The sequence below is a fragment of the Exiguobacterium sp. s16 genome (assembly GCF_018618115.1).
GTDB lineage: Bacteria > Bacillota > Bacilli > Exiguobacteriales > Exiguobacteriaceae > Exiguobacterium > Exiguobacterium mexicanum_A.
Window position 1 is genome coordinate 24,270 of record NZ_JACSLM010000009.1, and the last position, 21,615, is coordinate 45,884.

General features: G+C 51.8%; 23 protein-coding genes. 12 read left to right on the plus strand and 11 right to left on the minus strand.

Going from position 1 to position 21,615, the window contains the following annotated elements:
• The first annotated feature begins 157 nt into the window (after positions 1-157).
• Both KNP86_RS13140 and KNP86_RS13145 read left to right on the plus strand, forming a co-directional pair.
• Positions 158-661 (plus strand): DoxX family protein, encoded by a 504-nt coding sequence (locus KNP86_RS13140; protein WP_214754845.1) that lies wholly within the window; start codon positions 158-160, stop codon positions 659-661.
• An 82-nt stretch (positions 662-743) separates the two neighbouring features.
• Positions 744-1,040: a DUF3817 domain-containing protein gene (locus tag KNP86_RS13145; RefSeq protein ID WP_029596302.1), complete on the plus strand. Its 297-nt coding sequence runs from the start codon at positions 744-746 to the stop codon at positions 1,038-1,040.
• A gap of 24 nt (positions 1,041-1,064) precedes the next feature.
• On the opposite strand, the gene KNP86_RS13150 is transcribed toward KNP86_RS13145, so the two are convergent.
• The gene (locus KNP86_RS13150) at positions 1,065-2,318 is read right to left on the minus strand and encodes an MFS transporter (RefSeq protein ID WP_214754847.1); all 1,254 of its coding nucleotides are present in this window, start codon (positions 2,316-2,318) and stop codon (positions 1,065-1,067) included.
• Between the two features lie 110 nt (positions 2,319-2,428).
• Between KNP86_RS13150 and KNP86_RS13155 the strand changes: the two genes are divergently transcribed.
• Entirely contained in the window at positions 2,429-3,619 is a 1,191-nt protein-coding gene (locus tag KNP86_RS13155) for a helix-turn-helix domain-containing protein (RefSeq protein ID WP_214754849.1), read from the plus strand.
• 4 nt (positions 3,620-3,623) lie between these two features.
• On the opposite strand, the gene KNP86_RS13160 is transcribed toward KNP86_RS13155, so the two are convergent.
• Complete coding sequence (locus KNP86_RS13160) at positions 3,624-4,631, minus strand: S66 family peptidase (RefSeq protein ID WP_214754850.1); 1,008 nt, start codon at positions 4,629-4,631, stop codon at positions 3,624-3,626.
• Positions 4,632-4,695: 64 nt separating this feature from the next.
• Positions 4,696-5,022, minus strand: coding sequence for a winged helix-turn-helix transcriptional regulator (locus KNP86_RS13165; protein ID WP_034780682.1), 327 nt, complete (start codon positions 5,020-5,022; stop codon positions 4,696-4,698).
• Between the two features lie 106 nt (positions 5,023-5,128).
• Between KNP86_RS13165 and KNP86_RS13170 the strand changes: the two genes are divergently transcribed.
• Entirely contained in the window at positions 5,129-5,929 is an 801-nt protein-coding gene (locus tag KNP86_RS13170) for a VOC family protein (RefSeq protein WP_214754852.1), read from the plus strand.
• A gap of 14 nt (positions 5,930-5,943) precedes the next feature.
• Here the strand turns inward: KNP86_RS13170 and KNP86_RS13175 are convergent, their stop codons facing one another.
• On the minus strand, positions 5,944-6,936 hold the full coding sequence (locus KNP86_RS13175) for a 5'-3' exonuclease (protein WP_034780689.1): 993 nt from the start codon (positions 6,934-6,936) through the stop codon (positions 5,944-5,946).
• A gap of 192 nt (positions 6,937-7,128) precedes the next feature.
• Positions 7,129-8,451 (minus strand): hemolysin family protein, encoded by a 1,323-nt coding sequence (locus KNP86_RS13180; RefSeq protein WP_034780692.1) that lies wholly within the window; start codon positions 8,449-8,451, stop codon positions 7,129-7,131.
• Positions 8,452-8,642: 191 nt separating this feature from the next.
• Here KNP86_RS13180 and KNP86_RS13185 point away from each other — a divergent pair, with 191 nt between their 5' ends.
• The gene (locus KNP86_RS13185) at positions 8,643-9,440 is read left to right on the plus strand and encodes a glucose 1-dehydrogenase (RefSeq protein WP_034780694.1); all 798 of its coding nucleotides are present in this window, start codon (positions 8,643-8,645) and stop codon (positions 9,438-9,440) included.
• 41 nt (positions 9,441-9,481) lie between these two features.
• Here KNP86_RS13185 and KNP86_RS13190 read toward each other — a convergent pair whose 3' ends face one another.
• Positions 9,482-11,437, minus strand: coding sequence for a HAMP domain-containing sensor histidine kinase (locus KNP86_RS13190; RefSeq protein WP_214754854.1), 1,956 nt, complete (start codon positions 11,435-11,437; stop codon positions 9,482-9,484).
• A gap of 191 nt (positions 11,438-11,628) precedes the next feature.
• Here KNP86_RS13190 and KNP86_RS13195 point away from each other — a divergent pair, with 191 nt between their 5' ends.
• Positions 11,629-11,949 (plus strand): PadR family transcriptional regulator, encoded by a 321-nt coding sequence (locus tag KNP86_RS13195; RefSeq protein ID WP_034780699.1) that lies wholly within the window; start codon positions 11,629-11,631, stop codon positions 11,947-11,949.
• Positions 11,946-12,971: a DUF4097 family beta strand repeat-containing protein gene (locus KNP86_RS13200; RefSeq protein WP_034780701.1), complete on the plus strand. Its 1,026-nt coding sequence runs from the start codon at positions 11,946-11,948 to the stop codon at positions 12,969-12,971. The genes KNP86_RS13195 and KNP86_RS13200 overlap by 4 nt, the downstream gene beginning before the upstream one ends.
• A gap of 59 nt (positions 12,972-13,030) precedes the next feature.
• Here KNP86_RS13200 and KNP86_RS13205 read toward each other — a convergent pair whose 3' ends face one another.
• The 4 genes from KNP86_RS13205 to KNP86_RS13220 all read right to left on the minus strand — a co-directional run bounded on the left by KNP86_RS13205 (position 13,031) and on the right by KNP86_RS13220 (position 17,394).
• Positions 13,031-13,726 (minus strand): LutC/YkgG family protein, encoded by a 696-nt coding sequence (locus KNP86_RS13205; RefSeq protein ID WP_138860096.1) that lies wholly within the window; start codon positions 13,724-13,726, stop codon positions 13,031-13,033.
• A complete protein-coding gene (locus KNP86_RS13210) occupies positions 13,723-15,126 on the minus strand; it encodes a LutB/LldF family L-lactate oxidation iron-sulfur protein (protein ID WP_483298412.1) in 1,404 nt (467 codons plus the stop codon). The genes KNP86_RS13205 and KNP86_RS13210 overlap by 4 nt, the downstream gene beginning before the upstream one ends.
• A gap of 2 nt (positions 15,127-15,128) precedes the next feature.
• The gene (locus KNP86_RS13215) at positions 15,129-15,866 is read right to left on the minus strand and encodes a (Fe-S)-binding protein (RefSeq protein WP_214754910.1); all 738 of its coding nucleotides are present in this window, start codon (positions 15,864-15,866) and stop codon (positions 15,129-15,131) included.
• Between the two features lie 238 nt (positions 15,867-16,104).
• Positions 16,105-17,394: an NCS2 family permease gene (locus KNP86_RS13220; protein WP_214754858.1), complete on the minus strand. Its 1,290-nt coding sequence runs from the start codon at positions 17,392-17,394 to the stop codon at positions 16,105-16,107.
• Between the two features lie 236 nt (positions 17,395-17,630).
• Here KNP86_RS13220 and KNP86_RS13225 point away from each other — a divergent pair, with 236 nt between their 5' ends.
• The 5 genes from KNP86_RS13225 (at position 17,631) to KNP86_RS13245 (ending at position 20,442) form a co-directional block, all read left to right on the plus strand.
• Positions 17,631-17,864, plus strand: a complete 234-nt coding sequence (locus tag KNP86_RS13225) for a hypothetical protein (RefSeq protein ID WP_034780710.1) — start codon at positions 17,631-17,633, stop codon at positions 17,862-17,864.
• 11 nt (positions 17,865-17,875) lie between these two features.
• Positions 17,876-18,835, plus strand: coding sequence for a LacI family DNA-binding transcriptional regulator (locus KNP86_RS13230; RefSeq protein WP_214754860.1), 960 nt, complete (start codon positions 17,876-17,878; stop codon positions 18,833-18,835).
• Positions 18,836-18,902: 67 nt separating this feature from the next.
• A complete protein-coding gene (locus KNP86_RS13235; RefSeq protein ID WP_034780715.1) occupies positions 18,903-19,184 on the plus strand; it encodes a HesB/YadR/YfhF family protein in 282 nt (93 codons plus the stop codon).
• Between the two features lie 94 nt (positions 19,185-19,278).
• A complete protein-coding gene (locus KNP86_RS13240) occupies positions 19,279-19,416 on the plus strand; it encodes a hypothetical protein (protein ID WP_021068076.1) in 138 nt (45 codons plus the stop codon).
• 96 nt (positions 19,417-19,512) lie between these two features.
• On the plus strand, positions 19,513-20,442 hold the full coding sequence (locus KNP86_RS13245; protein ID WP_034780718.1) for a manganese-dependent inorganic pyrophosphatase: 930 nt from the start codon (positions 19,513-19,515) through the stop codon (positions 20,440-20,442).
• A 46-nt stretch (positions 20,443-20,488) separates the two neighbouring features.
• On the opposite strand, the gene KNP86_RS13250 is transcribed toward KNP86_RS13245, so the two are convergent.
• Positions 20,489-21,613 carry a DUF418 domain-containing protein gene (locus KNP86_RS13250; RefSeq protein WP_034780722.1) on the minus strand — a complete coding sequence of 375 codons (1,125 nt, stop codon included), beginning with the start codon at positions 21,611-21,613 and terminating at the stop codon, positions 20,489-20,491.
• Positions 21,614-21,615 lie beyond the last annotated feature (2 nt).

Genomic DNA, 21,615 nt, shown 5'->3' on the forward strand with positions numbered 1-21,615 from the left:
GAATTGACCAATTTCCAAAAAGTGACTGACCTGTGACACACATATGAACGAAACGTGAACTCTTGTCCTAACCTATGTGAAAAGATGAACATGGATGATATATTGTGAATGTAATCACATATAAGCCATCATTCACTCATTCTAAGGAGGAATTATCATGTTCACAAAATTTTGGCAGAACCACAACGTCGCCACCGGTATTTTGACAGTCCTTCGTCTCTGGCTCGGCTATCACTGGCTCACAGCAGGTTGGGGCAAAATCACAGGCGGATTTGGTTCAGAAGGATATCTTCAAAACGCAGCTTCTCTCGCCACGGGTGATCACCCAGCCGTTGCCGGTTGGTGGGCAGCATTCCTTGAAAACTTCGCCATTCCGAACGCGGCCTTGTTCGATGTGTTGATCCCATACGGTGAATTCCTAGTCGGTCTTGGACTCTTGGTTGGTGCCCTTACACGTAGCGCAGCCTTCTTCGGTCTTGTCATGAACATGGCGTTCTTGCTCTCAGGTACGGTCAGCACGAACCCGACGATGTTAATCGTATCAGTCCTCATTCTCGTCGCGGGCTACAATGCTGGTAAACTTGGCGTCGATGGATTGTTCCTTCGCAAGTTCGTGGAAACAAAAGTCATGCATCGTTCACCAAATCGTCAAATAGCGTAACGACTTTATGACGTTCTCCTGTGACAAACCTCACCACTTTCGGCTACGATGAACGTAGCATCGATTGAAAAGGAGAACGAATATGAACGCGACACATTTTAAATGGCTCGGATACACAGAAGGAGTGTCTTTCTTACTCTTGTTGCTCATCGCGATGCCGCTCAAGTATTTGGCGGGCATGCCGCTCGCTGTCAGTATCGTCGGCGCGGCCCATGGTTTCCTGTTCGTCGCTTACGTGGCGGCAGCCGTCTATATGGCATGGCGTTTCAACTGGGGCTTCAAAGTGTTGGTCCTCGCCGTAATGGCGTCGGTCATCCCACTCGGACCGTTCTTGTTAGAGAAACGCGTCCTTCCATCCACAGAAAAGACATCGAACTGAAAAACGTTCGATGTCTTTTTGTGTTCACGCACTTTCTGCTTTCGCTGAAACATTTGCTTTTTCGGCAGAGATGTCGTGACGGATCCGATACATCGCGAACAACGTGATGGTGAGCAGGCAGAGCATGCAAATCGTATAGAGTGAGGCGACCGGCATCCATTCGCTCAATAGGCCAAACACGATGAATCCGAACGGTGTGATGCCCATGGCGAGGGATTCGAGAACACCGATCACGCGACCGAGATAACTTGGTTCCGTGTTCGTCTGTAAATAGAGCTGGATGGGGATATTGACGCGGATGATGAAGAATCCGCTTAATAAGGCGAAACCAGCGAAGAAGACGATAGCTGGTGTGACTGAGAAGGCAAAATAGAGCGGGACGGCCGGCCCGATAAAGAGGCAACTGATAATGATTAGCGCGGTTCGGGTCGTGGCTAGCCGATGCTTGATTTGAAAGACTGGTAACGCATGGGCGAGCGAGGCGACTAAAAAGCCGACGGCGAACATGCTTTCTAAAAAACCGAACTGGAGCGGACTGACGCCGATTTCTTGTAGGGCGGCAATCGGGAATAGTACTTCTGCGGCAACGAAGAAGAAATTGAGCAATGCTGCTAAAAGGGTCAACGTCCAAAGTACGCGCTGGCGTTTCAAGTAGTGGAAGCCAGATCGGACCTCGTTCCAAGTGGACTGCTCGGTGGGGACATGGTCATACGTTTTAAAGTGGAGACGAGAAGCGAGAAAGGCGGCGATGACAAACAAGAGCGACGAACTGAACAAAAATGCCGAGACGGGCAGCAAAGTGAACAGTGCTCCGGCGAGTAGCGGCGTGCCGATGCTTGAGATGGAAATGGTGCTTTGAATGAGCGAGTTTGCGCGTTGGAGCCCGTCTTCGTCAAACAAGAGCGGAATCGAGCTCGACAACGTGACCGATAAGAAAGTCGAGACGACAGAGAGCAGACATGTGATAATCAAGAAAGCAGGGACGCCGAACGTCCAGACGAGACTCGCGATGCCAGCAGCCAAAAATAATAAGGCGTTCACTGACTCCATCGTGATAATCACGCGTTTGCGATCCAGTTTGTCGGCGAATGCCCCGGCAAACGGAGATAATAAAACGCGCGGCACTGTGCCGGCGAGCAAGACGAGCGCGAACTGGAGCCCTGAGCCAGATGTTGTCAGCACGGTCAATCCCGCGACGAACGTGAAGAGACTGGATGCGAACAACGACATGAATTTTCCGAGCAACAATACATACAAGTTTGATGAGGTAGTCGTCATATCGATTCTCCTTTACAATTAAGTTCAACCTGATTTAACTTTATAGTAAACGATGACAACCGATTTGTATACAATAAGTTCAATTAAATTTAACTTTTAAGAGGTGGCCTATGATTGGACAACGGATTAAAGCGTTACGAAAAGAAAAAAAATTGACGCAAAGTCAACTGGCCGAAGGCATCATCACAAAATCGATGCTCAGTATGATTGAAAATGGAAAGGCGGAGGCGTCGATGCGCAGTCTTCGTGAACTCGCGAAACGGTTGGACGTGTCGGTACAGTCATTGCTCGTCGATCCGCGTGAGATTGAGCTTCAAGCACTCGTTGAAGAGATTGAATATGCCGACTTGACCCTTAGCCCGTGGAGTGAAGAAGCGACCAAACAGGCGCTTTCACCGTACTTGACGACAGAAATGAACTCGATTTGGCAAGGGAAGGCATACGTCATTATGGGTGATAACTTAAAACATGTCGATAAACGCAGTGAGTTGTTAGCCTACTATGATAAGGCGATCAAGTTATTTGAGCGGCTTGATGAGAAAGATGAATTGGCGATGGCGCTTGTTGGAAAAGCCTATTATCACATCTTATGGAATCAATTTGAGGAAGCGAGTGAACAGCTTGATCGCTTGGAACTATTAGATGTTCGAAACATGTCGTCACGAACTCGGATTGAATATGCGATGTTTCTCGTCATGAAAGAACTGACGTACGAGGGAAATCTAGCAGGGGCTATTCATCATTTAGATGACGCACTTCAATATATGCATCAGACACGAACGTACTATCGAGCGGACGATATATATCGAACAATTGCGTTATGTTCGCTGTATTTGAAGGATGAACAACGTATCAATGAAGCCTTTGTGAAAGCGAGACAATACATTCAGTTCACCGATGATCACGTCGCGAAAATAAGACTCGCGTTGTCAGAGGCGCTCTATGCCATCCATTATCGTCATGTCGAGCAGCTAGGACAGCGTATCGAAGAAATGGAACGATTATTAGCTGGCGATTACCCGTTCATTGCCGCCATTGAGATGTCCAAAGGAGTATACCACGCGATGAAAGGGGAAATTGAAGATGGCAATAGAGCCTTCAAACGTTTGTGGGAAGGTATGGATGGCTGGAAGAAGCATAGCTTGATCGATCAAGCCGTTTATTTTGAAGGTGTATTAATTGGAGCTAGCTATGGATGCGGCATGGATTTGGTACCTTCAATCCAAGAGGATGTTCAAAAATTTCCAGAAGGATTTTACCGGACACATTTGACTGAGCTGTTACAAAAAATCAAGGGCTGACGCGTCAGCCCTTGAACGTTTGAATGAGTGTCCCTTTACCGTCCTCGACTTGAATCGAGGCATGGGCACCGTTGATCAGTGTCATTTGCGGCGGGACGTGTCCGCAGTCGATGTCGTAGATGACAGGAACGTCGAGCAGTTCCTGCAGTTCCGCATACACGTCTTCTGCCGTGTAGCCTTGAACGGGCTGTTGGGCCGCACTGCGCCCGAACAGAATGCCAGACGTATGATCGAACCAACCGGCCCACTTCATTTGAAGCAGGGTCCGTTTGAGTGCCGGTACATCGAGCTCGGCGTTCTCGAAATACCAAAGAATCGGTTCCCCGTTCAAATGGGTCTGTTGGAACGTGGCGACGTCGCCGTACGGTGTACCAATCGTATGCAACAGGACGTCGATACAACCGCCGAGCAGTCGTCCGGTCGCTTCCGTCCCGCCGAGTGATTTCCATTCCGTCGGCTCGGTCAAGTGATACACATGAGGGCTCGGGTTCTCATGCTGCCACTCTTTTTGGAACTGTTCCGAGGCGAGCTGGATGACCGTCTCGCCTTCTTTCGCCGATACGACGTCGAGCCAACGCGAGCTCGTCGCGTCCCATTCTTCGCCGCGCAGGTCGACAAGGTTTGTGCCGTGTGCCGAGGCGATGCCGGTCTTGAGCGTGTATACGAATAAAAATAAGCTGACGTCCGAATATCCGAGCACCCATTTCGGCGGGAGCGCATCCCAGTCGATGGTGTCTAATAGCTCGATCAATAAGACGCCGCCCCATGGCGGAATAATCAGGTCAATGGCCTCGTCATGGAACAAGCGCGTCAACTCATCGGCCCGGACTTTTGCCGGTGCCGATTTCGCTTTGTCCTGCGTCCAGACCGATGGTTCAAATTGGAGCGTGAAGCCATGGCGAGTGAATGTGGCTTCGGCCTCGTGGAGCAACTTGTGCAGTTCAGCAGGAACACCCGATGAAGGGGCCGTCACACCGAAGTGATGACCGGTTAACTGTGGATAACGAATCATGTGAGCCTCCTGTGGATAAGTGATAGATGATGTTACGGAAATGGGTTATCCACATGTGGACAATTTATTTGTTGCGCATGCGTTCGGCGTGTTGAATGCCCCAAGCGTTCATCGTCTCGAGCACCGGGATGAGCGTTTTCCCATACTCGCTCAAGCGATAGTCGACACGAGGCGGCACCTCCGGATAGACGGTCCGGATGATGAGGTCCTGCTCTTCTAAATCGCGGAGCTGGGCCGTCAAAATCTTTTGACTGATGTTCGGAAGGGAACGTTTCAATTCGCTGAACCGCAACGTGTCTTCGTTGATGAGTGCGAGTAAAATCGATGGTTTCCATTTTCCCGTGATCATCTCGAGTGCGGTATCGACCTCACAGCTTGAAATCAGTGGCATCTGCCTCACTCCTCTCTAAGTATCCTTTAGGTAACTATACCACCTTTTTGTGCCGTCTTCTGTCGATCCTACTTAGCGAGTATACTGAGGACAGAGGTGATTAACTATGAAATTAACAAACATACAACTCGGCGCTGTCACGCTGCGCGTCAATGATTTAGAAACGATGAAAACGTATTATGAGCGCGTCATCGGAATGGATGTACTCGAGACGTCAGAACATCGCGTCACGCTCGGAACGAACGAAATGGCGCTCGTCGTCTTACATGAAGTGAAGGGTGTTCGTCTGAATCCACGAGCAGCCGGCTTGTTCCATATGGCCATTTTATTGCCGGACCGTATCGAACTCGGACGGATTCTTCGTCATTTGATTGAGCAACGGATTGAAGTCGGTCAAGGTGATCATTTGGTCAGCGAGGCGTTTTATTTGAGCGACCCGGAAGGCAACGGCATCGAGCTCTACGCGGATCGTCCCCGAGAGCAGTGGGAATATGAAGCGAACGGTCATGTGAAGATGTCGACGGACCCAGTTGAATATGAATCGATGCTCGAGGCGGCGGCCGACCGTCCGTTCACGGGCCTTCCGAACGGGACGACGATGGGGCATGTCCACTTCAAAGTACGTTCCCTAGAAGCGGCAAAATTATTCTATCAAGATCGTCTCGGTTTCACGGTGACGACCGATTCGTATCCAGGCGCCTTATTTTTAGCGGCCGACGGGTATCATCACCATATCGGGACGAACGTCTGGGCCCGGCCGAGCCAGGCGATGGGACAAGAGGCTGGTCTGGAGGCGTGGACGCTTTTGGTCGACGCAGAGACGAACCGCGCGCTTGGCGGGACGACACCGGAATGGTCGCTCACCGACGATGATGGCATCAAGGTAAATATAAAAAGCGTGGACTAATTGTCCGCGCTTTTTTAGCGTGCTGAAATCTTCTTTTGACTCGAATCAAACGAGAGGCGAATGCCGCGTTTTTGATACGCTTGTTCGACACGTTTTGAATTGATACTGAGCTCAAGATGAGCGAGTTTCAAGTGTTCGAGTTCTGGCACCGTGACATCGAGACGGACGAGCTCCATGTTGCGCTCGGCCTTTTTACGTGTGCGTCTCAAGTTACGGGGCACTTCTTCTGACGTCAGTGCCGCGATCGTTTCATTGATTAATTGTCGTTTGTCGCCTTTGACGCTTAGCGCCGTATAGAGCTTATCAAGCGAACCAAAGCGTTTGATCAACTGGACCGATTGGCTTTCGTCCAATCCGGCCACAGGCGGGATCCCGTCTGAACGGTCTCCTGTCAATGCTTTGACTGCTGAGAGCTGTTTTGGCTTCAATCCTTCGTACAACGCCGCAATCTCCTCAGGACGAATCTCGAGATGTCGCTTGAGCGGGAGCGGGCGATTGTCTTTGATGTCGCAACGAGCCTGCATTTGTTGCAACTCTTGCGTTTGAAGCCAAACGGTGATGCGTGGGCTCACGAGCTGAAGCAAGTCCTTGTCTTTCGTCATGATGACGACAGGAGCGCTACAGCTAAACTTCCGAGCGATATGAGCGATCAAATCTTCTCCTTCATAGCCTTCGACTTGATATTGCGGAATCCCGCTATCTTCAAGCAATTGGCGCATGAGTTCCATTTGAGCTTTCAACTCGGGTGGTGTCTGGCGGCGACGGCGTTTATAGCCTGGATAAAGCTCGCGGCGCCATAATGTTTCACGTGAGACGTCCCACACGACGACAAAATGAGTCGGACGATGTCTACGTAGAATCGTCCGGATGAGGCCGGTCATACCGATGACGGCACTCCGATCGTTTTTAGATACCTCGCGTCCTTTTTTCGTTCGGCTCGCGGCGGCACCGTAATAGGCACTGGCCAGCATGGAGTTTCCGTCAATTAAAAATAGTTTACGTTCCATGCGTAACCTTCTTTCTGTAGTTGTTGGACCGAACATTCATGAACTGTTCGGTGATGTTGTGTCAATGAGTGACACGCACTCAAATAAGCAACATATGTGCAGTATATCACGACAAGGTCTGAAAATATAGCGACAGTTCGGACCGCCTACGAAAAGCCCTCCCCGATTTTTCGGGGAGGGCGGTCTAATTGGTCAGTCGAGTTCAGGTTGAATCTCGTCTTTATGAGCCAAAATCAAATCGACGAAAACGATACGGTGATTGTCGATTTCACGAACAATCAGCTCATGTTCGCCCGGTAAGACGAAGCGTTCTCCAGTACGTGCATTCGCTTTTTGTGATAAGACGAAGCCGCCGATCGTATCGACATCATCCTCGATTTCGATGCCGAACCGTTCTTCGATCTCTTGCGTCAAGACGAGACCGGACAGGCGATAATGCCCGGGTGTGACTTCGGTGATTTCAGCTTGCTCGTCACGGTCGAATTCATCACGAATCTCCCCAACGATTTCCTCGAGGATATCTTCAATCGTGAGAAGTCCCGCCGTACCCCCATACTCGTCGATGACGAGACACATCATCGTCCGTGCGTTCTGCATTTTCACCATCGCCTCTTGAAGCGGCGTGAACTCCGTCACGAGCGGGAGTTGATGGATGAACGATTCGAACGGGGCGTCGCTCTTGACGAGTTGAGCGGTGAATAGCTGCTTGGCGTTAATAAAGCCAAGCACATCATCGCGGTCACCGTCACGGGTGACCGGGTAGCGCGTATATTGGTGCTCTTGGACGGTAGCGATAATCGTCTCAATCGAGTCTTCTTCGTCGATGGTCACCATGTTCATCCGTGGGACCATCGCGTCTTTGGCGACACGTTCGTCGAAAGAGAAGATATTTTGAACGTAGGCGAGCTCATTCTCGTTAATTTCTCCACTGCGGAAACTCTCGGTCATGATGATTTTGAGTTCTTCTTCCGAGTGCGCCGTCTCCTGTGCTGTCGTCTGTACGCCGAACAAGCGAAGTGTCAGCCGGGCTGTGCCGTTTAGCACGTGGATGAACGGATACAATAATTTCGTGAAGAAATAAAGCGGTCGGGCGACGAGCAGTGTCAAGCGCTCGGCTTCGTGCACGGCCAGTGTTTTCGGGACCAGTTCCCCGATGACGACGTGCAAGAAGGCAATCAGTAAGAAGGCAATCAAAAAGGATAGGACGGTAGCGAGCGATGTCGATACGTTCAAGCGGTCGACAAGCGGTTGAATCATCCCTTCGATTTGATCCGCACCGATCCAACCGAGACCGAGTGCGGCGAGCGTGATACCGAATTGTGAAGCCGATAGCGAGTCATCAAGGTTTTCAATCACCTTTTTGGCGACAGAGGCCCGTTTGTTTCCCTCGAGCACGAGTTGGTCAAGACGGGCGCCGCGCACTTTAACAATCGAGAATTCAGCCGCCACAAAAAAGGCGGTCATGAAAATGAGCAGGGCGACGATCAATAAGCTGAATAACATGGGACTGTCCAAAAATTCCCCCAAAAATCGGGGAGTCACCTCCATTAGAGTAAGTTGTATGTCGTTCAGGAGAATCCCTGAAAACGAATAGTTTGTTTCAGTATAGTAGATTTGCCACAAATATTCAAAAAACAGCCTAAAAGGTTTCACGAAGAGGGGAATGAGGGAACTACAAATCGAGAAGAGATGAAGGAGGAATTGATATGGCTAACTATCCAGAACTGAAAGGCAAAGTCGCAGTCATCACCGGCAGTTCGAAAGGACTCGGTCGAGCGATTGCAGAGCGTTACGCAAAAGAAGGGGTCCATGTCGTCCTGAACTATCGCAGCAGTGAAGACGAGATGAAGAAAGTGATTCAAGGAATTGAAGAGGCCGGCGGAAAGGCAGTCGCGGTGAAAGGTGACGTCGCGGAAGAAGGACTCGCCGAGAAGATGATTGAAACGGCCGTGTCCGAGTTCGGGAAGATGGACATCTTCGTCAATAATGCAGGGGTGCAGGTCGAAGCAAAAACGCATGAGATGGAACTCGACAACTGGAAGAAAATCATCGACACGAACTTGACTGGAACGTTCCTTGGTGTGCGGGCCGCTCTCAAATATTTTGTGGAGCACAAAATCCAAGGGAACATCATCAACATGTCGTCGGTGCATGAAGTGATTCCGCGTCCTGGTTATACCCATTACGCAGCGAGTAAGGGTGGCGTCAAGATGTTCACGAAATCGGTCGCGCTCGAGTACGCACCGAACAAGATCCGTGTCAACGGCATCGCGCCGGGGGCGATCGACACACCGATCAACGAAGAGACAATGCAAGACCCAGAAGAGAAAAAAGGGCTTGAGGCACTCATCCCGACGCATGAGATCGGGCGTCCTGAACAGATTGCGGCCGTGGCGGCCTGGCTTGCTTCTGACGAGTCGTCGTACGTCACAGGCGCGACGATTTTCGCGGATGGCGGTCTATCGCTGTACCCGGCTTTCGGACCTGAAAATAAAGTACAATGACGAAAGGGAGGACTCGCTTTACGCGAGTCCTCCCTTGTTCGTTAGCTGCTCATCTGGTCTTCTATACTATACTTTGGCAAGATAATCGTGAACGTCGAGCCATGGCCGACGCTCGAATCGACTCGAATCGAGCCGCCGTGCCCTTCAGCAATCTCTTTACAGATGGCGAGGCCGAGGCCCGTGCCGCCGATTTTACGACTGGCCGAATTGTCGACGCGATAAAACTTGTCGAACAGTTTCGGCAATGCCGCCATCGGAATCCCGATGCCTGTGTCTTGAATGGAAATCTCGATGACGTCTGATTTATCATTTGCAACGCAGACGGCCACTTTCCCGCCATCCGGTGAGTACTTGATCGCATTGTGGAGCAAGTTCGTGAACAGCTGACTGAGCCGATCCCGGTCACCATATACATAGAGATTTGTGTCACATTCGAGGGCGAGCTGATGATGTTCGCTCGCGCCTTGGTGGACGGCAATCGTCTCTTTCAAGATGTCATGCAGGCTCTCCGGTTGGCTATGGTACGTCTGTTTGCCGGACTCCATCCGTTGCACGTCCAATAAGTTTGAAATCAAGTCCTCGAGACGCAATGTCTCTTGGTGGATCATTCCTAAGTATTGGTCGGTGCGTTCGGCAGGCATCGTTCGATAACGCAACAGCTCGGTGAAGCCGATGATGCTCGTGAGCGGTGTACGCAATTCGTGCGACACGGTCGAGACGAGCTCTGTCTTCAACCGATCGACCTCGGTCTCTTGTGTCACGTCCCGGAAGACGAGCATCGTACCGTGCCGGGTACCACGCAAGTGAATCTTTTCCGCGTACATCTGGATGAAACGGGCTTCTTGATTCATCGAGAACGTCACGCTCTCTTCCATGCTCTCGCCATCAAACGCGCGACGCATAAATGAGAAGAACGAATCTTTTTGATCGACTTGAAGACCGAGTTCTTCTAGATCGGCGTCCAAGCGATACAAGTCCATCTCGTTTCGTTTCGTGGCGGCTTGATTGAACATGATGAAGAGGGCCTGGTTAGCGAATTTTTCATGCGTCGTATGCTCCACATAAATGACCGCATCACGAATCGAGTGAAGGAGCCGCGCCGTCTTCTCGCGTTCTTCCTCGACTTGATTGCGTTGCGTCGCGAGCGAAGAGGCCATTTGACGGAAGGAGTTCGTCAATTGTCCAACCTCATTTCGTGACGACACAGCCGCCGGGATCGGGATGATCCGTTCGTCCGCCAAACGTTCACTGTTGATGATCAACTCATGAAGTTGACCGGTCAGTCGTTGGACGTAAGGACGGGCGGCGATGAAGAGGACGAGCAAGACCGCTAAGAGAGAGAGGAGCCATAACACTTGGGCCCACTTCGTATGTGTGGCCAGTTGTTCCCGTAGCAGATTCTCTTCTTCATTCAATGAGTTGCGATACTCCGTGAATACGGTCTCCATATCGACGATGCTCGCGCTCATGTCAGCGGCACTTTTCGAATTGATCTTGAATTTGCGATCGGCAGGTGGTTCCGCTTGTGGATTCACTTTACCGAGCGTCGGCATTTTCAAGAACGGTTCAGTGACCGTCCCTTCGCGTTTGGCGATGACATATCGCTCTAGGCTCGGCATGACGCGTTGTTGATAGGCCGAGAATAGCGTCCGCGCGTCGCTGGCATACGTCTTCTCTTTTTCCGTGACCGCGTTCGTCTCGAACCATGCGGTCTGAATCTCAATCAAGTCTTGTTTTTCTTTCACGCGAGCGAGCATCGCCTCGTCGCCGAGGATGACATAGCCACGCATTTCATATTGCATCGACTGCCACGTTTCGAATAGTTCGGTCGCGTTCGTGCGACGTTCACTAATGTTCTCGAGCGATGATGTCGTCTGTTCGATTCGGTTTTCCGTATACATGTACACGGCGAGTGAGGTCAGGAGGATCAGTCCGATGAATAAATAGAAGACGAATAAAAACTGTCTTCCGATCCGCTGGTCAATCCATGCTTTCATAAAGACCGGTCCTTCCCGGAACTGCGTACATTCCTGATGTGACAAATATCCTGCGAGTGTCGTTCTTTCATTGTACAGATTTAAACCAGTTGTTTCCACCAATCAAGAAATAAGCGGAAATCTAACTATTGTCTATTGAATAATAGTGAACGATAAGCTATTGTTTAATATATAGTAGAGGAGGCGAGGGAATGAATCCTCAATTTAAGAAAGGCGTGCTCAACTTGTGCGTGCTCGCACTTGTCGAGACGCATGATCGTTACGGTTATGAGCTCGTGCAAGCCATTTCGGCAAAAGTCGCCATCTCAGAAGGTGCCGTCTACCCGCTCCTAAGGCGGCTCACGTCAGACGGGTACTTCACGACGTATTTAAAAGAATCGGCAGAAGGACCACCGCGAAAGTACTACGCCATCACGGAGCAGGGGAAAGCTCATTTGGCGGAACTACGCGCGGAATGGGAGACGTTCACGACCGGCGTCAACGAATTGATCGAAGGGGGAACGGACAAATGACAGAAGAACAGTATTTATTGGAACTCGAACGTTTGTTGATGGGGATGAGCGTCATCGATCGGGTTGATATTTTACGGGATGTGTCGGAGTACTTTGCGAGCGGACGACTCGACGGGAAAAGTGATGCGGCAATGGTCGAGGAGCTCGGGACGCCAAGCGCACTCGCGAGCGAGTTGCTCGGCACGGTCGAGCCACTCACTGCAGAGCGAAAGGAACCGGCTATTGTGAAAAGTCCGAACGTTGCGTTCCGCAACGTCTCGATCAATGTCCTGCAAGCACACGTCAAAGTCGTCCCGTCTGATGACGGCTTTGCCTACGCGACGCTCGAGACGGAACGGGACCACGGGGTGACGATGGATATCGTTGGAGACACGCTCGAAATCCGAATTGAGTCAGAACGTCGTTTCGGTCTGTCGAACCTATTCTCCTGGATCGTCACGAAAGCACCGGTGTTACACGTCGAGCTGCCGCGCCATGCGTATGAGAAGGTCATGATCAAAAACCGTCTCGGCTCGTGCGATATGAGCAATGTTGACGCCACGTCGGTCGACGTCGAGAGTGAGAATGGGAGCATCACGGCCCACACAGTTCGCGCCGAGCGTGCCTCATTCCGCTCCTCGAACGGAAAAGTCAGTTTGACGTCGATAACAGGACAGATCCTTGACGCGCAATCATCGAACGGGAGTGTGGAAGTGGGCGCCTCGAACGTGGACCGCCTCGAAATCCAATCGTCGAACGGTCGCCTCGATATTAACGACGTGACAGGAGCGATTGAGGGGAAAACCTCGAACGGCCGCATCGACTGTGTGATTGATGTGATCGAGCATCCAATCCGTCTGAAGACGAACAATGGCCGCATCGATATGCGTCTGAAGCAAGATCCGCGTGATGCCGTCATTCGGGCCAAGACGAGAAACGGCAAAGTTGAGCTGTTCGGGGATCGGGCGAACGAGCGGACGTTCGGGGACGGAGCGGTTGAAGTCAAACTGACGAGCTCAAACGGGAGTATCACGGTCGAATAAACTGAACACAAAAAAACTCGCTACGTGAATGGCTTCATCACGCGGCGAGTCTTTTTCCTTTATAAGTCATGGACGAGCAAGTAGGCGACACGGACAGGTCCGTGGACGCCGACAATCAAATTCATCTCGATATCGGCCGAGTTCGATGGGCCGGAGATGAAGTTGACACCGTTCGGCGAGGCGAGGTCACCGGTCCGGTCAAGTTCGGCTAATTTTTTGGCTGCCTGTGTCATCCGCGGCACGAGCACCGATTTCGGGATGATGGCAATATGGTCGCGCGGCAATAAGCTGATTGTGCGTGACTTCCCTGGAGCCGCGTACTGGACGATCGTCGCACTCTCGGCGAGGGCCTGGTCGGCAATCGTGATACCGATATCGGCCTTCACGGCGAGGGCACGGCTGTCTTCTGGCCGCTCCGCATCCCACCAGTCGAACGATTCGCTCGTCTGGGGCGCCCATGCCTGGATTCGGTCGTCACGTTCGGCGATGATGCTCTGCCCGTCATACCGTTCAATCAAGAGACGGAGTGTATCATCGAGGTTAGCCGACTCGCATTCGACGACGTCAGTATGGATGCGTGTCGCGACCATCCGGAACGTCTCGAGCAGTTCCTCGTCAGAGGCGTCTTTCAGCACCTCGTCTTGCGGGCGGTGTTTATACACGCGTTTCGGCGGCGTCAAGTCGACGTCACGTCCGAGTTGTCCGGCGATTCGTTTTAGAAAATCTTCGCGATTGGTGATCGTTCCTGGATTCATTCTACATTCCCCCGTTTCTTGAACCAATCCCGTACCGTCTGCTTGGCGGGTTGCGGCAAGTCTTTCGAATCTGTCCAGGCCGGCAAGCCTTTCTCAATTTGTCCCGCTTTCGTGAATGGGGACGATGCGAACGGTGCGATGTGTTCGGCCGCTTCGAACAAGAACGGGCTCGAAGACGTGACCGCGAAGCCTTTCATGGCGATGCGCTCGACGAACGGTGACTGTTTTTTCTCTTCGACGATGACACGGCGATGTTCGATCAATAGCTCGTGGAGCGGAATCTTGACCGGGCAGGCTTCCGTACAGGCACCGCATAGACTCGAGGCATACGGCAACTCTTTATAATTCTCGTAGCCGTCGAGGAGCGGAGCGAGCACGGCGCCGATCGGACCTGGATAAATCGAGCCGTAGGCATGACCACCGATGTGGCGGTACACGGGACAGACGTTGATACAGGCCGCACAACGGATGCATTGGAGCACAGATTGGAACTGTGTGCCGAGGATGCCGGAACGTTTGTTGTCGACGATGACGAGATGGAACTCCTCTGGTCCATCGACTTCGCCGTGATCGCGCGTGCCAGCGAACGTCGTGATGTACGAGGTGAGTCGTTGACCGACGGCGCTCCGACACAACATGTTGACGAGTACTTCGAACTCCTCGTACGACGGGACGATTCGTTCCATCCCCATGACGGAAATGACAGTGTTCGGAAGCGACGTCACCATGCGGCCGTTCCCTTCGTTCGTGACGAGCCCGACGGCACCGCTCTCGGCGATGGCGAAGTTACAACCGGTGATGCCGACCTCCGCTTTCAAAAAGTCTTTTCGTAACTCACGGCGTGCATAGCGCCCGAGCTCAGTCGGGTCGTTCGTCCCTTCGTAGCCGTGGGCCGTGAACGTCTCATGGACAGCGTTCCGGTCTTTATGAAGGGCCGGGGCAACGATATGCGACGGCGGATCATTATCGAGTTGAAGGATCCATTCCCCGAGGTCGGACTCGACGACCGTGCATCCTTCCTCATGGAGCGCCTCGTTCAGCCCGATTTCTTCTGTCACCATCGACTTCGATTTGACGACATGTTTGGCGTTTTTGGCGCGTACAACTTCCCGGATATAACGGTTCGCTTCTTCCGGCGTCTCAGCGAAGAAGACGTTGCCGCCTCGTTTCGAGATGTTCTCGCTCAATTGATATAAGTAATAGTCGAGATGTTCGAGCACGTGTTGGCGAATCTCTTCCGAATGGTCCCGGAACGCTTCCCAATCCCCGAGTTCACCTGCCGCGTTTAAACGACCGTCACGCAGACGGTTTTGCGCCGAACTGACAGCCTGACGCATGAACGGATTGTCGATTCCATCTTTGCGTCGGTCCTGAAACTTCTCATCTAACCGAATCCCCATACTCATGCTTGTTTCACCCCTTCGTTCAACACTTCCGCGATATGCATCACTTTGATCGGATGGCCTTGTTTATGCAAACGTCCCCCGATGTTCATCAGACATGAAGCGTCAGCCCCAATCAACACTTCGGCTCCCGAGTTCAAGATCGACTCGACTTTCTCATCGACCATCTGCACCGAGACGTCTGGCATTTTGACGGAGAACGTCCCCCCGAAGCCACAACAGTTGTGGACATTGTCGAGCGGGAGCATCGTCAATCCGTCGACATTTTTAAGTAGCTGGCCCGGTGCCGCCTCGATGCCGAGGAGGCGCGTCATATGACAAGACGCATGATACGTTGCCTTGGCTGGGAATTTGGCCCCGACGTCCGTCACTTCAAGCACGTCAACGATGAACTGCGTCAACTCGAACGTCTTCGCCGCATGAGCCTCAGCCCGCGCCTTCCAAGCGGGATCGTCTTTAAATAAATGTGGATAGTCGCGCATCATCATGACACAAGATCCAGACGGACCGACGATATACTCAGCATCCGCCTTCTCGAACGTCTCAATCATATGTTTCGCAATCTTTTTCGTCTCTTCATGGTAGCCACTGTTGTAAGCGGGCTGCCCGCAACACGTTTGTTCAAATGGGAAACTGACGTCACAACCTAGATGTTCTAATAGTTCGACCGTCGCTTGTCCTACCGATGGGAACAACGTATCGGAGAGACAAGTGACGAACAGCGCCACGTTAGGCATGTCCATTCCTTCTTTCCTGTTCTTAGTCAAAATCGAAAACGGTTTCACAGTTATTATTCCATAACAAACGAGGCCAAAACAGAAAAATGGAACGATTCTCACAAAAAATTGTCAAATCCTGTCTAATTGAGAACTAAATGATAATGAATCAATATTCAGAAGATGACTGCTATAAAACAGCATTACCCTGCCCGATAACAGAAAAACCCTCGTCGGTCGACGAGGGCTCGAATCTAACTTATAAGAAAAACATTTCCAGGATGAATAGCGCGCCGAACAAGTAGATGAGCGGGTGGACCGTTTCTTTGTTCATCGCTTTAAAGATCGGATAGAGGATGAAACCGAAGGCGATCCCGCGTTCGATACTGCCTGAGAGCGGCATGATGAGAATCGTCATGAACGCCGGGAAGTATTCGCTGAAGTCTGTCCAGTCGATGTAACGGACGTTCGTCAACATGAGCGCACCGACGATGATGAGGGCCGGTGCCGTGATGGCGGCAACGCCAGAGATGGCACCGATGAGCGGGCTGAAGAACAATGTCAGTCCGAACAAACCGGCCACGACCGCGGTCGTAAGACCGGTCCGTCCGCCTTGGGCGACACCAGCGGCCGACTCGATATAAGCCGTCGACGGGCTCGTCCCGACGAGCGAGCCGCCCATCGTCGCGAGTGAATCGGCGAACAAGGCGCGGTGCCCGTTTTCGATCGTCCCATCTTCTTTCAACAGGTTGGCCTGTTTTCCGACTCCGACGAGTGTTCCGGTCGTATCGAACAACGTGACGAGGAAGAACGACAAGACGGCACCGAACAAACCGTATTGGATGACGTCCGAGAACGCCGTGAGCGGATTGACCATCAGTCCTTCCGGCAATGTCGGCATCGCCGTCACGCCTTCAATCTTCAAGAGACCCATGAAGGTGGCCGCGATGCCTGTGAGCACCATCCCGATGAGGAGTGAGCCCGGCACGTTCCGTGAGAACAAGAGGGCCGAGACGATCAAACCGCCGAGGACGAGCAAGACACTCGGTGATGACAAGTCCCCGAGACGGATGAGGTTCGCCTCATCCGCAACGATGAGACCTGACAACTTCAATCCGAGCGAGGCGATGAACAACCCGATACCGGTCGTGATGGCATGCTTGAGTGACGCCGGGATGGCTTGAATCAGTTTCGTCCGAATCGGTGACAGCGACAAAATCAAGAAGAAGACCGATGAGACGAAGACGACGCCGAGCGCAGCGGACGGCGTGATCTGTTGCTGGGCGACGAGCGTATACGCGAAGAACGCATTCAGTCCCATCCCTGGTGCGACGGCAATCGGAAGGTTGGCGTAGAAAGCCATCAATCCGGTACCGATCAAGATGGCGATGATGGTCGCCGTGAACGCTTGGGCGAACGGGATGCCGGCATCTGACAGAATCGCTGGGTTGACGACAGAGATGTAAGCCATCGTCACGAACGTTGTGATGCCTGCCATCACTTCTTGTTTAACGTTCGTTCCATGTTGTTTTAATTGAAATAAGTTCATGAGTAGGACTCCCTATAATTAGTAATTTCCGAACAATAATGTCCGACAATCGTCGAACTAACGTTATCAACTTGATGACTATACAAAATGAGCTGGCTGTCGTCAATGATTTTGAGTGAAAAAACTTTAAATATCCTCATGTAAGCGCTGAATGTTCGGAAATAGGCGAAATAAAAATAGTACTTGCTCTGAAACGCGTTTCAGACTGTACGGTTAAGTCAAAGGAGGGAAAGCTCATGAATCCGACAACGTGGAAAACATGGTGTAGTGGAATCGTCTACGAACTCGTCATCAATCAGTTGTATACGCCGCTCGGAAGAATGTTGTGCGCCCGTTTTCAAGACGAGTTTCTTCATCTACCTGTCGAAGAACGGTTCCGCCTCGTGCAAGCCATCCGAAAGCAAGTGATTGCGAAAGGTGACAGTCAGGAGTCAGACTGGGTACACTATATGCAAAGACTGACAGATTGAGGTGAAGCGGAATGGCGAACATCCGAGATATCGCGAAATATGCGGACGTCTCCGTGACGACGGTGTCGCGCGTGCTCAATGAGCACCCGTATGTGTCGAAAGAGAAGCGGGAGCGGGTGCGACGGGCGATGGCCGAGCTTGGCTATTTACGGAATCAGCAGGCGCTGACGTTATCGACCGGTCGCACGCAGCGTTTCGTCGTCGTGTTGCCGTATTTGGATCATCCGTATTATGGACTGTTCGTCAACGGGCTCGCGAAAGCTGCCCTCCAAAGAGATTATCGACTCGTCATGTGGCAGACAGAGTATCAACTCGACCAAGAACGGCAAGCGCTTGATCTATTGAAGCACCGTGAAGTCGATGGGGCGATCCTGTTATCCCATACGATGTCATTCGATGAGATGGAAACGTATCGACAATTTGGTCCAATCTCGGTCGCGACCGTCGGGGCGCCGCAGACGATTTCTTCGGTCCACGTCGATCATTACACCGCGTTCGTCGCCGGTTTGCGCGTGTTGGCGCAAGCGGGATATGCCGAAATCGGCATCGTGTTGTCAAGACAAGACAGTCCAAGCTCGATCGCGCGTCAGCAGGCGTACTTCGATGAAGTCGAACTTGCGCGTGAGCGATGGGTTTGGACCGGTTACTTGACGAGCGAGGACGGGATCGGACTGGCCGATGCGTTTCTGCGTCAAAAAGAGCGTCCTCGAGCGCTCTTTTTCTCGTCGGATTATGTGGCGCTCGGTTTTTTAGGAGAATTACGCCGTCGTGGTGTCAGCATCCCGGATGAAGTCGCCATCCTGGGCTTCGATGGTCATCCGATTGGTCAGGCGTTCGGCCTGTCGACGATGCACTCGCCAAATGAAGCCATCGGACGGGCGTTGTTCGATGTGACGTTCGAGGAGATGAATGGCGGAGCTTCGGTCGCAAACAGTTTAACGGTCACATATTTGCCGGGGACGACGCTCTAAGCAACTTCCTCGCTCGGTTTTTCTGAAACGATTAGAATGGAGACAGAAGTCGAGAGGAGGATGACGAATGAAGATTAACGTGACAGAAGAAGCACTCCAATTTTTTAAAGATGAGATGGAAGTCGAGGCAGGCCAGACGGTGCGCCTTTTCGCCAAATATGGGGGTTCGACCGATTTGACGCACGGCTTCTCAGTGGGAGTCATCACAGAAGACATCGACAACGCTGTAGTCGAAACGGAAGCGGATGGGATTCGCTTCGTCGTGGCTGAACAGGATGAGTGGTTGTTCCAAGGACAAGACGTCAACGTCGAGATTCGAGGCGACGAGGTCGTGTTCGTTCAAGCGTGACATCACAGTTTGTTAACAGAAATGCGACATCCGTTTGAAGCCATCCAGCTCGGGGAACAGTCTACGACATGACAAAACCGAAAGGATGAGACAGATGTCAGAACAAGATAAAAAGCGTGAACAAGAAGAACAAGAGAAGTTGAAACGAGACCAACCGGATATTTCGCACGAAGAAGATTCAAAAGGGGATCATTCGGACCTTGAAGAGACGGACGAAGACGAACAAGCGTAAAGAGCCCCTGGTGGCTCTTTTTGTTTGGGAATTGAAAGAATGAGGATAGACGGTATAATGGATAAGGGAAAACTATCATAGTGAGGAGAATGCATCATGAGTACAGTACTAGTTTTCGGACATAAAAATCCAGACACGGATACGATTTGCTCGGCGCTCGCTTACGCGGAGCTGAAGAAAAAGTTAGGCATGGACGCTGAGGCGGTCCGTCTCGGTGAAGTGAACGGGGAGACGCAATATGCGCTCGACCACTTCCGCGTCAAGGCACCACGCCTCGTAGAACGCGTGTCAGACGAAGCGAACTCGGTCATCCTGGTCGACCATAATGAGTTCCAGCAAAGCGCGGAAGACATCGCAGACGTGCGCATTCTTGAAGTCGTCGACCATCACCGCATCGCCAACTTCCAAACAGCGGATGCCCTCTACTATCGTGCGGAGCCGGTCGGTTGTACGGCGACGATTTTGCTCAAACTCTATAAAGAGCACGGTGTCGAAATCGCGCCTGACATGGCAGGATTGATGCTATCGGCGATCATCTCGGACTCGCTCTTGTTCAAGTCACCGACTTGCACGGACGAGGACATCAAAGCGGCAAAAGAACTCGCAGCTATCTCAGGTACAGACATCGAGACATACGGTCTTGAGATGTTGAAAGCTGGAGCTGACCTTAGCCAAAAGACGATCCCAGAACTCATCTCGCTCGACGCGAAAGAGTTTGCGATGGGTGACTACCGCATTGAGATCGCTCAAGTGAACACGGTCGACGCGAACGATGTGCTGAGCCGTAAAGCTGAAGTCGAAGCGGCAATGGCCGTGAAGATGTTAGACAAAGAACTCGATTTATTCGTCTTCGCCATCACGAACATTTTGACGAACGATTCGGAGGCACTCGTTGTCGGTAAGAAGACGGATCTATTCGAGCAGGCGTTCAACGTCAAATTGGTCGATGGTCTTGCGACACTCCCTGGTGTCGTCTCACGTAAAAAACAAATCGTGCCTGTGTTGACAGCAGCAGCCACTAACTAAGAAACGAGAAAGGCCCGAAGCAGACGCTTCGAGCCTTTTTTTGCGGTTAAGATGATTGTTTTTGTCGTCCATACGTACCAATACGCCATAATTTCTCGAATGGGCCGTATCGATGCGATTTGAGCCACCACATCGAGAAGAACGCTTGGGCAATCAAAATCGCGATACTTAAGAACAATCCTTCCGTCAACGACAGACGACCGTAGTAGCCGAGGGCGATGACCGGCAGGACGACGACGAGCGTGTGCGTCAAATAGTTCGTCAGCGCCATACGGCCGAGCGCCTGAAGCGGACGGAATGCGCGCCCGTTACGGACGGCAATCGTAAAGAGACAGACGTACGTCGTCGCGAGCAGTTTCCCAGAGACGATGACGGCCGCAGAATTCGTCGCGGTATAGGCTGCACCGCCACCGTAATGATGCCAAACAATGACTGCGAAGAACGGTAGGGCCGCTACCGTACAGATGATGGCCGTCCGGGTCAAGCCTCGGATACTCCACGTGAGGAGTTTCCGTTCGCGTCCAATATACAGACCGAACAAGAACAGGCTTAGAATTTCAATCCCGACGAAAAATGAGTTTTGGAACATGTCAAAAATCTCATTGTCCAAGCGGTAGTCGAACCACGGACCGAATCCGGAATTAAAGACGGCCGGGAACGGTCCGCCAATAGACATAAATCCTAAAGCCCATTCTAAATAGATGGACGAGACATAGAATAGTAAAAAACTCCCGATTAATAAGCTCCATGCCCATGTCAAAATCGCCCGATTACTCAATCCATAAAACAGTGGGAGCAACAAGCCCCACATCGCATACGTATGTAAGATGTCACCCGACCAAATGGCCAGGTGAGCGAGTCCGAATAGGAACAAGATGGCGATACGGCGGATATAACGGCTGACCGAGTCCCCGCGCGCATACGAACGCTCGAGGAAAATCGAGAAGCCGATCCCGAACAAGAGCGAGAAGATGGTATAAAACTTCGTCTGGACGAACAAATCGAATAGCGTCCGGACGAGTAAATCGCTCCCCGCATAATCGGTGCGACCGAAAATCCAGTCGCTCCCGAGCATCGTGGGGATATTGACGAGGAAGATGCCGCACAGGGCAAAACCTCGAATGATGTCATACAGAACGATGCGTTCATTAACTTGAATCGGGCCAGCCATAC